Consider the following 13,250-nt stretch of genomic DNA (forward strand, 5'->3'; position numbering starts at 1 on the left):
GAGTGCCCCGCCGGCAACGTGTCGGGGTGCAGGCCGTCCGTGCGATGCGGGGAGCGTGACGTACCGCCACCGGCAGCGGCCCAGGAGGCTGCGGAGGAGCCCACCGGAGGCCACGGGTGGAAGGGTGCCTCTCAACGTGACGACCGGACAGATATCCGACCCGTTCCCGGTCGGCGAGGACGCCGGCGACGACGGGCCCGACGTGCGACGACGCCGGGCGGCACGGGCCCTGCAGGCGGTCGCCTTCGACACCATCGGGGCCGGTTACGGTGAGGCGTTTCCCGCCAAGGACGGGCAGCTGGAGTGCGGGCGGCGGCTGCTCGCCGCACTCGAACCGGGTGCCCGGGTGCTGGACGTGGGCTGCGGCACCGGCGAGCCGACCCTCCCCCAGCTGATCGCCGGCGGGCTGCGGGTGACCGCGGTGGACCTCTCGGACGTGATGCTCACACTGGCCCGTCAGTCCCGGAGCACCGGCCCGATTCCGGCCGAGTTCCACCGGATCGACCTGTACGATCTGGCCACCGAGCGCGCGGACCGGGTCTGGGGCGCGCCCTCGCTGGGCCCTGCGGGCCACGGCTCCTTCGCCGCCGTCACGGCGTTCTTCTCCCTGATCCTGCTGCCGCAGGACGAGATCCCGACCGTGCTCGGGCGGCTGCGCGAACTCCTGCGCCCCGGCGGACTGCTGGCCCTCGGTATGGTCGAGGCCGATCTGGATCACGTTCCGCTTCCGTTCCTTGGCACAGAGCTGCGGATCAGTGGGTATCTGAGGGAGGATCTGGAGCGGGTTCTGGTCGCCGCGGGTTTCGCCGTCGAGGAGTGCTCGGGGCATCCGTACGCGCCGGCCAGTACCACGCTGCCGCCGGAGGAACAGCTGTTCCTGTGCTGTCGACGCGTCGGCTGATCGACCGGAGGACCAGACCAGTTCAGCGAGCCCACCCCCCGAGCTCACCCCGAGCCCACCTCCCGCCCACACCGAATCCAGGACAGGCAGCCGTGCGCGACCAGCTCAAGACCGAGGCGGAGCCGCCGTCCGCCGTCCCGGGCCAGCGCCGCCAGCTCCCGGCCCGGGCCGCGGCCCCGGCGAAGCCGCCGACGGCACGGCCGGACCGCGCGGGAGCAGCGGACGGGACGTCGGACAGGGCGTCGGACGGGGTGGCGGACCGGCTCGCCTACCTCGACGCGGCGACCCGGCGAATCAACAGCGCCCTCGACCTGTCCGCGACCCTGCGCAACATCGGCCGGGTGCTGGTCCCGACCCTCGCCGACGCCGCCGTCGTCCACCTGCGCGACCCGCTGCCCAACGTCGAGCGCGAACCCGGCTTCCCGGAGGAGCTGCGGATCCATCACAGCACCGGCACCCGGATCGGCCGCAGCGGCCGCAAGAGCGGCGCGGACGACCGGCACCGTTCCCGGTACGGCTCCCGCTCGACCGCCGACACCGGCCCGGCAGTCCCGGTCACCCGCGGCGGCGCGCTGGCGCACATCCTGCTCAGCCGCCGCCCCGCCGAGTCGGCCGTCCTCGGCACGCCCGCCGCCGAGCGCACCGAGGCGCTGCTGCGCGAGCTGTACGGCACCCGCGGGCTGGCCCGGCTGGCCCCCGGCACCTCGGTCGTGGCCCTGCCGCTGCGCGGCCGCAAGGCCGTCCTCGGTCTGCTGGTGCTGATCCGCCGGCCCCCTGAACGCACCGGCCGCCCGGCCTTCGACGCGGCCGACACCGCGACCGCCGCGCACCTGGCGACCCAGGCCGGGCTGGCCGTGGACACCGCGCTGCGCTACGCCCGCGAGTGGGAGATAGCCAACGAACTCCAGCGCAGCATGCTGCCGTTGCGCCTGCCGCAGTCGCACGGCGTCCGGCTCGCCCAGCGCTACCTGCCCGGCGAGCGCGGCGCGCAGGTCGGCGGCGACTGGTACGACGCGGTGCCGCTGCCCGGCAACCGGGTCGCCCTGATCGTCGGCGACGTGATGGGCCACTCGCTCACCTCGGCCGCCATCATGGGCCAACTGCGCACCAGCGCCCAGACCCTGGCCGCGCTCGACCTGCCGCCGCACGAGGTGCTGTACCACCTGGACGAGCAGGCCCAGCGGCTCGGCCGCGAACAGCACCTGGCCACCTGCGTGTACGCGGTGTACGACCCGATCGCCAACCGGGTGGTGCTGGCCAACGCCGGGCACGTCCCGCCGGTGCTGGTCCGCCCGGACGGCACGGCCGAGTTGGTGGAACTGGACTCCGGGGCGCCGATCGGGGTCGGCGGCGTGGACTTCACCTCCGTCGAGCTGCCCGCGCCACCCGGATCCGCCCTGCTGCTGTTCACCGACGGCCTGGTGGAGACCCGCACCCGCCCGCTCAGCGACGGACTGGAGGTGCTCCGCGCGCGGATCGAGGCGGCCCGCCGGCAGTCCCCCGAGCAGCTGTGCCAGGAGGCGCTGCGGATCCTGCCGCCCGGGGACCGCGGCGACGACATCGCCCTGCTGGGCGCCTGCTTCGACGGCATCCCGGCCGGGGACGTCGCCCACTGGTACCTGCAGCCGCGCAACGAGACGCCCGGCCGGGCGCGCCGGCTGGCCGCGCACACCCTGCGCCGCTGGGGCCTGGACGAGCTGAGCGAGGCGACCGAGCTGATGGTCAGCGAGCTGGTGACCAACGCCGTCCAGCACGCGACCCGGCCGGTCACCCTCAGCCTGGTGCGCACCACCCGGCTGCGCTGCGAGGTCGGTGACGACAGCCCGCTGCTGCCGCGCCCGCGCCGTACCGGTCCGGAGGACGAGCGCGGACGCGGACTGCAGATAGTGGCCCGGTGCGCGGACCGCTGGGGCGCGACCCGGCTGGGCACCGGCAAGGTGGTCTGGTTCGAGCAGCGACTGCCCCCGGCCGCCGTCCGGCCCGTGAAGTAGGCCTCCGGCCGGGAAGCAGCCGCACACCCGGCACCCCGGCCGGGAGACAGCCGTGCGCCCGGCAGGAGGTGCTCCCGCCGGGCGCGTGGGTGACCGGTCCTCAGACCCCGGCGGGCTGCCTCGCCTCCCGCCGCTCCTCCTCCAGCCGGGCGATCAGCTGCTCGCCCTCCATGTCGACCTTCGGCACGACCTTCTCCAGCGGCCCGGGGAACCACCAGGCCGCCCTGCCGAACAGCGCCATCGCGGCCGGCACCAGGGCCATCCGCACCACGAAGGCGTCCACCAGCACGCCCACCGCGAGGGCGAAGCCGATCGGCTGGACGATCGGGTCGTGGCCGAGCACGAAGGCGCCGAACACCGAGATCATGATCAGCGCGGCCGCCGTGACCACCCGGGCGCCGCCCTTCACCCCGCCGACGACCGCCTCGCGCGGCGCCTCCCCGTGGACGTACTGCTCCTTCATCCCGGAGACCAGGAACAGCTCATAGTCCATCGCCAGCCCGAACAGCACGCCGATCAGCAGGATCGGCACGAAGCTGACCACCGGGCCGACCTTGGGCACGTCGATCAGGCCGTCCAGCCAGCCCCACTGGTAGACCGCGACCACCGCGCCGAGCGAGGCCAGGATGCTGAGCAGGAAGCCCAGCACTGCCTTGAGCGGCACCAGCACCGAGCGGAAGGCCAGCGCGAGCAGCACCAGCGCGATGCCGACGATCACCGCGACGAACGGCGGCAGGGCCTGGCCGAGCTTGGTGGAGACGTCGATGTTGGCGGCGGTGGTGCCGGTGACGGCGATGCTCGCGCCGGTCGCGGACTCGATCCCGGCGCGCTGGTCGCGGATCTCGTCGACCAGCGCCCTGGTGGCCTCGTCGTCCGGGCCGGTCTTCGGGATGACCGGCACCAGAGCGGTGCCGCCGGCCCGGTCGACCTTCGGCGGCAGCAGGGTCCGGACGCCGTCCAGTCCCTGGAGCTTGCCCGCCACGCCCTGCACCGCCTGCTCCGGCCGCGGGGCGCCGTGGGCGTCCACGACGACCACCAGCGGCGCGTTGAAGCCCGGGCCGAAACTGTCGCTGACCAGGTCGTACGCCTTGCGGCCGTCGGTGCCGACGGCCTGTGAGCCGCCGCCCGGCAGGCCGAGGTCCAGGCTCGCGGCGGGCACCGCCATGGCGCCGAGCCCGGCCAGGCCGACCAGCAGGACGGGCAGCGGGCGGCGGACCACGAAGCGGGCCCAGCGCTCGCCCGCGGTGACCTTGCCGTGGGTGGCCAGCGCCCGCTTCCAGATCGGCAGCCGGTCGATCGCCCGACCGGTGAAGCCGAGCACCGCGGGCAGCAGGGTGATCGCGACCAGGACGGCCACCACGACGGCGCCGGAGGCGGCCAGGCCCATCACGGTGAGGAACGGGACGCCGGCGACGGCGAGCCCGGCGAGCGCCACCACCACGGTCAGGCCGGCGAAGACGACGGCGCTGCCGGCGGTCGCGGTGGCGCGGGCGGCGGACTCCTCCGGCTCCAGGCCCTCGTCCAGGTGGCGGCGGTAGCGGAACAGGATGAACAGCGCGTAGTCGATGCCGACCGCGAGGCCGACCATCAGCGCCAGCACCGGCGCGGTGGTGATGATCTCGAACGAGCCGGTCAGCACCAGCAGTCCGGCCATCGCCGCCGCGACGCCGACCAGCGCGGTCAGCAGCGGCAGTCCGGCGGCCACCAGGGTGCCGAGGGTGATCACCAGCACCACCCCGGCCACCATCAGGCCGATCGCCTCGGAGCCGCCCTCGATCTGCGCGAACCGGTTGTACGCGTCGCCACCGAAGGCCACGTCCAGTCCGGCCGCGCGGGCCGGTTCGGCGGCGGCCCTGACGGCGTCGCGCTGCTGGTCGGTGACGTCGGCGAGCTTGTGGTCGAAGGAGACCAGCGCGATGGCGACCTTGCCGTCCGGGGACACTGCGCCGGTGGCGTACGGGTCGGGCACCGCGGCCACGCCGGGGACGTGGGCGATCCGGCCGACGGCCTCCCCGATCGCCCGGGTCGCCCCCGGCGAGGCGATGCCGCCGGGGGCCGGGGCGGCGAAGACCACCTGCGCGGAGCCGTGGCCCTGCTCGGGGAAGGTGTCCTTGATCCGGTCCAGGGTGGCCTGCGCCTCGGTGCCCGGGACCTTGAACTCGTCGCTGGTCCTGCCCGCGAAGGCGCCGGCGGCCCCGCCGATCGCGATCAGCAGGGCGATCCAGACGGCCAGCACGGCGCGCCTTCTCCGGAAGCAGTGGCGGCCCAGTCGGTACAGGTACGTGGCCAAGGTCTGACCCCTCGCGTGCGGTCGGCGGACAGGCGGGTGCCTGAGCGAACCTCTCCCACGGTAGACCCAACTTTGTCAGGTGACAAAGTTGGGCGACAAAATCAGTCGACGCAGTTGCCCGACCATGGCGCTACCCTGGCTGGATGGCTCATGTCCCCGCCTCCGAACGCCGACCGCAGCTGGTCCGGGCCGCGATCGACCTGATGACCCGGGAAGGGGTCGCCGCCGCCAGCACCCGCGCGATCGCGGCCGAGCTGGGCGTGGCACAGGCGACGGTGCACTACACCTTCGGCACCAAGAAGGACCTCTACCGCGCCGTGGTCGAGGAGGTCGCCGCCCAGTTCATCGGCCAGGTGCGCGCCGCCTCCCCCGGCGACGGCCCGTTCGGCGAACAGGTCCGCACCCTGGTGCACGCGCTCTGGGAGGCCGCCACCGGCGAGGACGGACGCTGCGTACTGCTGAGCGAGTTCGAGACGCTGGCGATGCGCGATCCGGACGTGCGGGAGATCATGCTCGGGCTCCAGCGCGCGATCGAGGGCACCGCCGGCGAGATGATCGGCGCCCTCGCGGCCGCCCACGGGCTGACCCTGGCCGCCCCCGCGGGCCGGATCGCCGTTCACTTCCTCAGCGGCTTCGACGGCCTGACGGCCCGCCACCTCATCAGGCGCCATCCGGGCGAGCAACCCGACCCGGAGACCCTGACGGCACTGGACGTCCTGGTGGCGACCACGGTCGGGCTCTGCCTCGGCGAGGCCGCAGGCCAGTAGGCCCGGCCCCGGCCACCCTGCCCCCGCGGCCCCCGGCCCTACTGGCCCTCGCCCTCCCCGTCGACGATCCGGACCGGCAGCTCTGCCAGCACCTCGCGCAGCGCCGCCGCGAAGCGCTCGTACTCGGCGCTGCGGGCCGACCCCGGGCGGGTGGCCAGCCCGATCCGCCGGCCGGGCGCGGGTGCGGCGAAGCGGACGGCCGCCAGCCGGTCGGTGCGCCCGGCCTCCACGTCGAGCGCGGTGGCGGGCAGCAGGGTCACCCCGAGGCCCCCGGCGACGAGCTGGACCAGGGTGGACAGGCCGGCCGCCCGGGTGGTGGAGCCGGCCGGGTCGGCGCCGACCTCGCGGCAGATGTCGAGGGCCTGGTCGCGCAGGCAGTGACCCTCCTCCAGCAGCAGCACGTCCAGGTCGAGCAGCACGTCGCGCGGGACGTCGATCCGCCCGGCGAGCGGGTGCCCGGGCGGGGTGACCAGGACGAAGTCCTCGTCGAACAGCGGGATGTCGCGGGTCGGCGAGGCCCCGCCGGCCGGGAGCGCCAGCAGCAGGACGTCCAGGCGCCCGGCGGCCAGGCCCTCGAGCAGCGAGGGGGTGCGCTCCTCGTGGACGTGCAGCTCCAGCGCGGGGAAGCGGTCGCGGACCAGCCGCAGCACGGTGGGCAGCAGGTACGGCGCGACGGTCGGGATCACTCCGAGGTGCAGCGGCCCGGTGAACGGGCGGCGGGCGGCCTCCACCTCCTCGGTGAGGGCCTGCAGCGAGGCGAGCACCCGGCGCGCGTGCTCGTGCACGCGCTCCCCCAGGGGAGTGACAATCACCTTGCGCGTCGTACGCTCGACCAACTGCGCGCCCAGCGACTCCTCCAGAGCCGCGACCGCCCCGGACAGCGCGGGCTGGCTGGTCCCGGTCGCGGCGGCGGCCTCCCGGAAGTGCCGGTGCTCGGCCACCGCGACGAAGGCCCTGAGCTGGGCGACGGTCGGGGTGCGCGGGCTGCGGGATGTGGCGCTCCCCACAGCGGGATCGGGTTTGGCGGCGCCGCCCCTGCGGGGGCCGGGCCGGGACGTGGGCGGTTCGGTACTGATAGCAATCTCCGATCAGACACATCAAGTGTAGCTATTTCCCTGATCAGTCCACGATGTGGAACTGTTGGGCGTGTCCGGAATCCGGACAAAACTGCCCGCAGTCTCATGTTCTGGAGTAGCGAACGTGCTCACGATCGGTGACAAGTTCCCCGAGTTCGACCTCAAGGCCTGTGTCGACCTGGACGCCGCGAGCGCCTTCGCCGACATCGACCACAAGACCTACGAGGGCAAGTGGAAGATCGTCTTCTTCTGGCCGATGGACTTCACCTTCGTCTGCCCCACCGAGATCGCCGCGTTCGGCAAGCTGAACGACGAGTTCGCCGACCGTGACGCCCAGATCCTCGGCGTCTCCGGCGACTCCGAGTTCGTGCACCACGCCTGGCGCAAGGACCACAAGGACCTGCGCGACCTGCCCTTCCCGATGCTGGCCGACATCAAGCACGACCTGATGCGCGCCTGCGGCGTCGAGGGCGAGGACGGCACCGCCCAGCGCGCCGTGTTCATCGTCGACCCGAACAACGAGATCCAGTTCGTCATGGTGACCGCCGGCTCCGTCGGCCGTAACCCCAAGGAGGTCCTGCGGGTGCTGGACGCCCTGCAGACCGACGAGCTGTGCCCGTGCAACTGGAACAAGGGCGAGGACACCCTCGACGCCCAGGCCCTGCTGGCGGGCTGACCCATGGCTCTCGACGACCTGAAGGCCGCCCTCCCGGACTACGCCAAGGACCTCAAGCTCAACCTGGGCTCGGTCATCGGCAACTCCGACCTCCCCGCCCAGCAGCTCTGGGGCACCGTGCTGTCCTGCGCGATGGCCACCCGCAGCCCCGGCCTGCTGCGCGAGCTGGAGCCCGAGGCCAAGGCCAACCTCTCCCCGGAGGCGTACACCGCCGCCAAGGGCGCGGCCGCGATCATGGGGATGAACAACGTCTACTACCGGACGCTGCACCTGCTCTCCGACAAGGAGTACAGCACGATGCGGGCCGGTCTGCGGATGAACATCATCGGCACCCCGGGCGTCGAGAAGGTCGACTTCGAGCTCTGGTGCTTCGCGGTCTCGGCCATCAACGGCTGCGGCCAGTGCCTCGACTCGCACGAGGCCGTCCTGCGCAAGGCCGGCGTCGAGCGCGAGGTCATCCAGGCCTCGCTGAAGATCGCCGCCGTGCTGCAGGCCGTGGCCGGCGTCCTCGACTCCGAGGCCGCCCTCGCCGCCGGCAACGCCTGACGCACCCCGCACGCCCTGACGGGCCCCTCCGCTGGGCGGAGGGGCCCGTCGGCGTTTCCGCACCCGGGCGTGGCCGACTCCGCTACAGTGCGTGGCGATCCGTGCACGACATTCGGTCCGAGGGGGCCCGCGGTGTCCGACCACCCGCAGAACGGCGCGGGCTTCCGTGCCGACCCGGACGAACTCCGGCAGACCGGCGGCACCGCCGTCGAGACGGCCGGCCGGATCCCCGGCGAACTCAAGACACTGCTCGAGGTCTCGCACCAGTCCGCCGCCGGACTGGCCGGACTCCAGTGCGGCACCGCACTCGGCACCTGCACCGACGTCTGGAACACCCTGCTGACGGACCTGCACACCACGCTGGGCCGGCAGGGCCAGGGCCTGATCGACGCGGGCCTCGGCTACGGGAGCACCGACCAGCGGATCAGCACGGCGTTCGGCCCGGACACCCGGACCGTTCCGGCGGGCCCGACCGCACAGCAGAAGCAGAACTTCGTCCTGCACTTCGGCTAGGGAGCGACCGCGTGGACCTCGCCACACTGCGCGACACCGACCTCAGCCACCTGTACGCCGCTGCCGACGCCTACGACAGGCTGCACGGCTCCTTCGGACAGCACATGGACGAGTGGCGCGACGGCGTCGACGGCCGCATCGCGGCAGCCGACTGGTCCGGGCCGTGCGCCGACGCGGCCCGCCCGGCACTGCGCCGCAGCACCGGCGAGCTGAGGGCCGCCCACAGCGAGATCGGGCAGATCGGCAGGAGCATCCGCTCCGGAGCCGACGCGCTGGCCCTCGCCCAGTCCGCACTGCGCACGGCACTGACCGACGCGCAGACCGCCGGTATGTCGGTCGACGCTCACGGCGCCGTCTCCTGGCCGCCCGGCAGCTACGCCGACCAGCACGACCCCGAGTACCGGAAGAGCTGCGAGCGCACCGCCGGAGCGCTCGCCATCCGCATCTCGACCGCACTGACCGAGGCCGGAACCGTCGACCAGGCCCTCGCCGCCCGGCTCCGGCACTACGTCAGGCGTGCCCAGGACGGCACGGGCCTCGACTCCGCCTCCGCCGTCAGGGACCGGCTCGACCCCGCCCTCACCCCGGACGACCTGCTGCTCGGCAGCGTCCCGAAGGCCGACGCACCGCCCGCCGAGGTCAACGCCTGGTGGAACGCACTGCCCGCCGACCGGCAGCAGTGGCTCGTCCACGAGCATCCGGACCTGCTCGGCAACCGCGACGGCGTCCCCGCCGTCGTCCGGAACCAGGCCAACCGGATCCTCCTGCCGGAACTCATCGCCGCGTGCGAGAAGGGCTGGCCGTCGTCCGACCCGCACCACAGCCTGAAGCTGAACGGGTACCGCAGGATCGCCGAGCGGCTGCGCCGGACCGACGGAACCGAGCCCCCGGTCCTCCTGCTCGGCATCGGTGGGGAAGGGCAGGGGCGCGGCATCATCTCCTTCGGGAACCCCGACACCGCCCAGGACGTCACGTCCCTGGTCGGCGGCCTGGGCACCACACTTCAACGCATCGGCGGCGGTGACGCGGACCGGGCGAGGGCCGTGTACGACGCGGCCCGGCGCGCCGACCCGACCCGCAGCACCGCATCCATCGCCTGGCTGGGGTACGACGCGCCGCTCAGCTTCCCGGAAGCCTGCGACGCGAGCCGCGCCCGGGGCGGCGTCGACGCCTACCGCAGGTTCCTCGAAGGACAACGCGTCACGCACCAGGGCGCACCGGCCCATGTCACGGCCGAGGGCCACAGCTTCGGTTCGCTCCTGGTCGGCCTCGCCGCGAAGAGGCCGACCGGCATCGCGGCCGACGACGTCATCCTCGTCGGCAGCCCCGGCACCGGTGCGTTCCACGCCTCCGAGCTCTCGGTGGGGGCCGATCACACCTACGTCGGCGCCGCCTCCTGGGACCACATCTCGCACCTCGGCTGGTACGCCCGCGATCCGGCCGGCTCCGGCTTCGGCGCCCATCGCTTCGCCGTGGACGGCGGGTCCCCGGACTTCACGGCGCACTCGTCCTACTGGGACGACGGCCCCGGTGAACACCGCACCTCGGTCGACAACATCGGACGGATCGTCAGCGGCCACGGCGGCCGGATCACCACAGCGGCCGGACGTCACGACTGACATCCGCCCCGGCACCCCGCCGTACGCCGGGGCGGTCGTCGGGCGGCGGGAGCCGTCCGCGCTTCGCTAGTCCGCTGCCGCCGGCTGGGCGGCCGCCGTGCGTTCGGCGGTTTCGCGGGCGGCTTCGAGGGCGGTGAAGACAGCCTGGCCGGCCTCGTTGCGGCGGCGCAGGTGGCCGACCACGGTGTTGGTGACGGCGATCAGCGGGACGGCGACCACCGCGCCGCCGATGCCGCCGATGATGCCGCCGGCCGCGACGCCGAGGACCACGCCGAGCGGGTGGACCCGGACGGCCCGGCCGAGGATGAGCGGCTGGAGGATGTGGCTCTCCACCTGCATCACCGCGATCAGCACGACCAGCACCATCAGGGCCGTCCACGGCCCCTGGGTGACCAGGGCGATCAGGACCGCGACCGTTCCGGTGACCAGCGCACCGACCAGCGGGACGAAGGCGCCGAGGAAGATGATCACGGCCAGCGGCATGGCCAGCGGCACGCCCAGCAGGTCGATGCCGATGCCGATGCAGACCGCGTCGATGAAGGCCACGCAGACGGTGCCGCGCACGTACGCGGTGAGCGTCGCCCAGGCCTTCGGGCCGGCGCCGGCCATCGCGAAGCGGGAGTGCCGGGGCAGGCCGCGCAGCGCCCAGTTCCAGATCCGCTCCCCGTCGTAGAGGAGGAAGAAGGTGGTGAAGAAGGTCATCAGCAGCGACGTCAGGATCTCGACGGCGATCTGCGCGCCGGTGATCGAGGCCGAGGTGAGCTGATCGGTGTTGGTGGTGATCGCCTTGGTGATCTGGTCGGCGAAGTCCTTGATCTGCTGCTGGGTCAGGTGCAGCGGCCCGGTGATCAGCCAGTCCCGCAGCTGGTTGACACCGTCCTTCACCTGGGCGGTGACGTCCGGCAGATTGGTGGACACCTGCCAGACCACGAACCAGCCGACCAGCCCGATCCCGGCCAGACCGCTGAGGAACACCCCGCCCGCCGCGAGCGAGCGCGGCACCCCGCGCCGGCGCAGCCAGGAGACCGAGGGCTCCAGCAGCGCGCTGATCAGCAGTGAGGCCAGCACCGAGAAGGCGACCAGCCGCAGCATGTCGACGACGTAGAAGATGACGTAGAGGGCGGCACCGAGCAGCAGCAGCCGCCAGGTCGACTCGGCGGCCACCCGCAGGCCCCACGGCACCGCCTCGGCCGGGGTGGCGGGCCGGCCGGGGTGGTACTCCCGGCCGAGTCCGGCGTGTGCGGTGTGTGCGGCGGGGGCGGGCGGCGCGGCGGCCGGGGCCGTCGGGGCCGTCGCCGCGGGCACGGGTGCCGAGGGCTCGGCCACCGCCCCGGCGGCCATCGCCTCGCCCGCCGACGCGGCGACCGACGCGACAACCGGCGCGGGGGCGGGCGCGGGATCGGTGCGCGGGACCGGGACCGGCCCGGGTGCCTCGGTGGGGAGCTCGTGCGGGTCGGCCGCCATCGCGGCACGCCGGCGCCGTTCGATCACGGCGGCCGCGCTCGCCACCACGGCCATGCCCTTGGCCACGGCCTTGAAGGCCTTTCCGCCCCGCGCCATCCTCGCTACCACCGCTTCCCCGCCGGACCCGCCGGGTCCGGCGGTAACGCCGTGGGTCCCGCCACGGCCGTCAGGGATGACGCTACCCGGCGTCAGTCGGGCCGGGCCGCCCGCCGGGGAGGTTCGACGCGATCACTTCCTCCGCCAACCGGGACAAAACGGCAGGTTTCAGGTGGTTTCGTCCAAGCACTGCTGGGGAGGAGTCCGAACGTGACCACCGGGTCGTCCCAGCCGTCCCGGTCGTCCCACTCACGCCGATCCGGCGACGAACAAGCCAACCGCCGGCGGACCGGCCGGTGCGGGAAGCAACCAGGACCCCTTCCCGCGCCCCGCGTCCGCACCCAGGACCGCACCGCCCGTGGGCGCATTGGTCAGCGCAGCCCGGGCGGCGCGGCCCGCCCTTTGCCGGCAGGCCGAGCGACGGGCCGGAAACGCCGCGACCCCCGGCCGCTCGCCGAACGGGACGAGTGGCCGGGGGCCGTACGGAGTGCGGCGCCCCACGGGGGCGCCGCGCCCTCGGACGTTCCTTAGTACCAGCTGTGGGCCTGCCAGAACGACCAGGCACCGCAGGGGCTTCCGTAGCGGCTGTTCATGTAGCTGAGGCCCCACTTGATCTGGGTGGCCGGGTTGGTGCGCCAGTCGGCACCGGCCGAGGCCATCTTGGAGCCGGGCAGCGCCTGGACCAGGCCGTAGGCGCCGGAGCCGCTGTTGGTCGCGGTGTAGTCCCAGCCGCTCTCACGCTTCACGATCTGGCTGAAGCACTGGAACTGGGTGTCGTTGCCGACGATCTGCCGGGCCATGTCCTGGACGGAACCCGGGCTGACCGAGACGGCCGGAGCGCTGTCGTCCACCGCGGCCATCGCCGAACGCGACTTGGAGCGGTTGGCGGCGGCGGCATCGGCGGCGCGCTGGTCGGCGGCGGCCTTGGCGGCCTTGTCGGCGTCGGCCTTGGCCTGGGCGTCGGCCTTCGCCTGGGCGTCCGCGGCGGCCTTCTGGCGCGCGGCCTCCTCGGCGGCCTTCTGCTCGGCGGCGGCCTTGGCGGCGGCGTCGGCGGAGGCCTGCTGGGCGGACGCCTGCTGGCCGATGTTGTCACTGACGGTCTGCGCCTGGGCGCCAGAGGGGACTTCGGCAAGCAGGGTCGCGCCGGCGACGTCGACCGTCTGCGTCGTCTTGCCCTCGCTGCCCGAGGCCATACCCACGACGGCACCGACAGCGGTGACGGCGGTGGCGGAGGCCACAGCAACTCCCCGGACCGAGATCCGAGTCACATGCATTCCTTCCAGCATCGCCCACGCGTGACCGTGCGGACGC

11 protein-coding genes are annotated in these 13,250 nt (G+C 73.6%); 7 read left to right on the forward strand and 4 right to left on the reverse strand.

The features are described 5' to 3' along the window. Positions 1 to 136: 136 nt before the first annotated feature. Together BOQ63_RS20045 and BOQ63_RS20050 are read left to right on the forward strand one after the other, a co-directional pair. Positions 137 to 901, forward strand: a complete 765-nt coding sequence (locus BOQ63_RS20045) for a class I SAM-dependent methyltransferase (RefSeq protein WP_223885988.1) — start codon at positions 137 to 139, stop codon at positions 899 to 901. Positions 902 to 993: 92 nt separating this feature from the next. Beyond that, positions 994 to 2,892 carry an ATP-binding SpoIIE family protein phosphatase gene (locus BOQ63_RS20050; protein WP_051747035.1) on the forward strand — a complete coding sequence of 633 codons (1,899 nt, stop codon included), beginning with the start codon at positions 994 to 996 and terminating at the stop codon, positions 2,890 to 2,892. Positions 2,893 to 2,992: 100 nt separating this feature from the next. On the opposite strand, the gene BOQ63_RS20055 is transcribed toward BOQ63_RS20050, so the two are convergent. Next, positions 2,993 to 5,182 carry an MMPL family transporter gene (locus BOQ63_RS20055; RefSeq protein ID WP_030286651.1) on the reverse strand — a complete coding sequence of 730 codons (2,190 nt, stop codon included), beginning with the start codon at positions 5,180 to 5,182 and terminating at the stop codon, positions 2,993 to 2,995. Between the two features lie 143 nt (positions 5,183 to 5,325). Between BOQ63_RS20055 and BOQ63_RS20060 the strand changes: the two genes are divergently transcribed. Then, positions 5,326 to 5,949 carry a TetR/AcrR family transcriptional regulator gene (locus BOQ63_RS20060; RefSeq protein ID WP_072654723.1) on the forward strand — a complete coding sequence of 208 codons (624 nt, stop codon included), beginning with the start codon at positions 5,326 to 5,328 and terminating at the stop codon, positions 5,947 to 5,949. A 38-nt stretch (positions 5,950 to 5,987) separates the two neighbouring features. On the opposite strand, the gene BOQ63_RS20065 is transcribed toward BOQ63_RS20060, so the two are convergent. Then, entirely contained in the window at positions 5,988 to 6,956 is a 969-nt protein-coding gene (locus BOQ63_RS20065; RefSeq protein WP_033347639.1) for a LysR substrate-binding domain-containing protein, read from the reverse strand. A 193-nt stretch (positions 6,957 to 7,149) separates the two neighbouring features. On the opposite strand from BOQ63_RS20065, the gene BOQ63_RS20070 reads away from it, so the two are divergent. The 4 genes from BOQ63_RS20070 (at position 7,150) to BOQ63_RS20085 (ending at position 10,379) form a co-directional block, all read left to right on the forward strand. Next, a complete protein-coding gene (locus BOQ63_RS20070; RefSeq protein ID WP_030286645.1) occupies positions 7,150 to 7,701 on the forward strand; it encodes a peroxiredoxin in 552 nt (183 codons plus the stop codon). A 3-nt stretch (positions 7,702 to 7,704) separates the two neighbouring features. Next, a complete protein-coding gene (locus BOQ63_RS20075; protein WP_030286643.1) occupies positions 7,705 to 8,247 on the forward strand; it encodes an alkyl hydroperoxide reductase in 543 nt (180 codons plus the stop codon). A 132-nt stretch (positions 8,248 to 8,379) separates the two neighbouring features. Then, positions 8,380 to 8,760, forward strand: coding sequence for a hypothetical protein (locus tag BOQ63_RS20080; protein WP_072654724.1), 381 nt, complete (start codon positions 8,380 to 8,382; stop codon positions 8,758 to 8,760). Between the two features lie 11 nt (positions 8,761 to 8,771). After that, the gene (locus BOQ63_RS20085) at positions 8,772 to 10,379 is read left to right on the forward strand and encodes an alpha/beta hydrolase (RefSeq protein WP_050366600.1); all 1,608 of its coding nucleotides are present in this window, start codon (positions 8,772 to 8,774) and stop codon (positions 10,377 to 10,379) included. 66 nt (positions 10,380 to 10,445) lie between these two features. On the opposite strand, the gene BOQ63_RS20090 is transcribed toward BOQ63_RS20085, so the two are convergent. After that, positions 10,446 to 11,939, reverse strand: a complete 1,494-nt coding sequence (locus tag BOQ63_RS20090; RefSeq protein WP_051747033.1) for an AI-2E family transporter — start codon at positions 11,937 to 11,939, stop codon at positions 10,446 to 10,448. Between the two features lie 527 nt (positions 11,940 to 12,466). After that, positions 12,467 to 13,207 carry an aggregation-promoting factor C-terminal-like domain-containing protein gene (locus tag BOQ63_RS20095; protein WP_030286635.1) on the reverse strand — a complete coding sequence of 247 codons (741 nt, stop codon included), beginning with the start codon at positions 13,205 to 13,207 and terminating at the stop codon, positions 12,467 to 12,469. Positions 13,208 to 13,250 lie beyond the last annotated feature (43 nt).

This window comes from Streptomyces viridifaciens (genome assembly GCF_001888885.2).
GTDB lineage: Bacteria > Actinomycetota > Actinomycetes > Streptomycetales > Streptomycetaceae > Kitasatospora > Kitasatospora aureofaciens.

Excerpts from the sequence above, each read along its gene's own strand:
- BOQ63_RS20090 (WP_051747033.1), bottom strand. The coding sequence starts at position 11,939 with ATGGCGCGGGGCGGAAAGGCCTTCAAGGCCGTGGCCAAGGGCATGGCC.
- BOQ63_RS20060 (WP_072654723.1), top strand. The coding sequence starts at position 5,326 with ATGGCTCATGTCCCCGCCTCCGAACGCCGACCGCAGCTGGTCCGGGCC.
- BOQ63_RS20075 (WP_030286643.1), top strand. The coding sequence starts at position 7,705 with ATGGCTCTCGACGACCTGAAGGCCGCCCTCCCGGACTACGCCAAGGAC.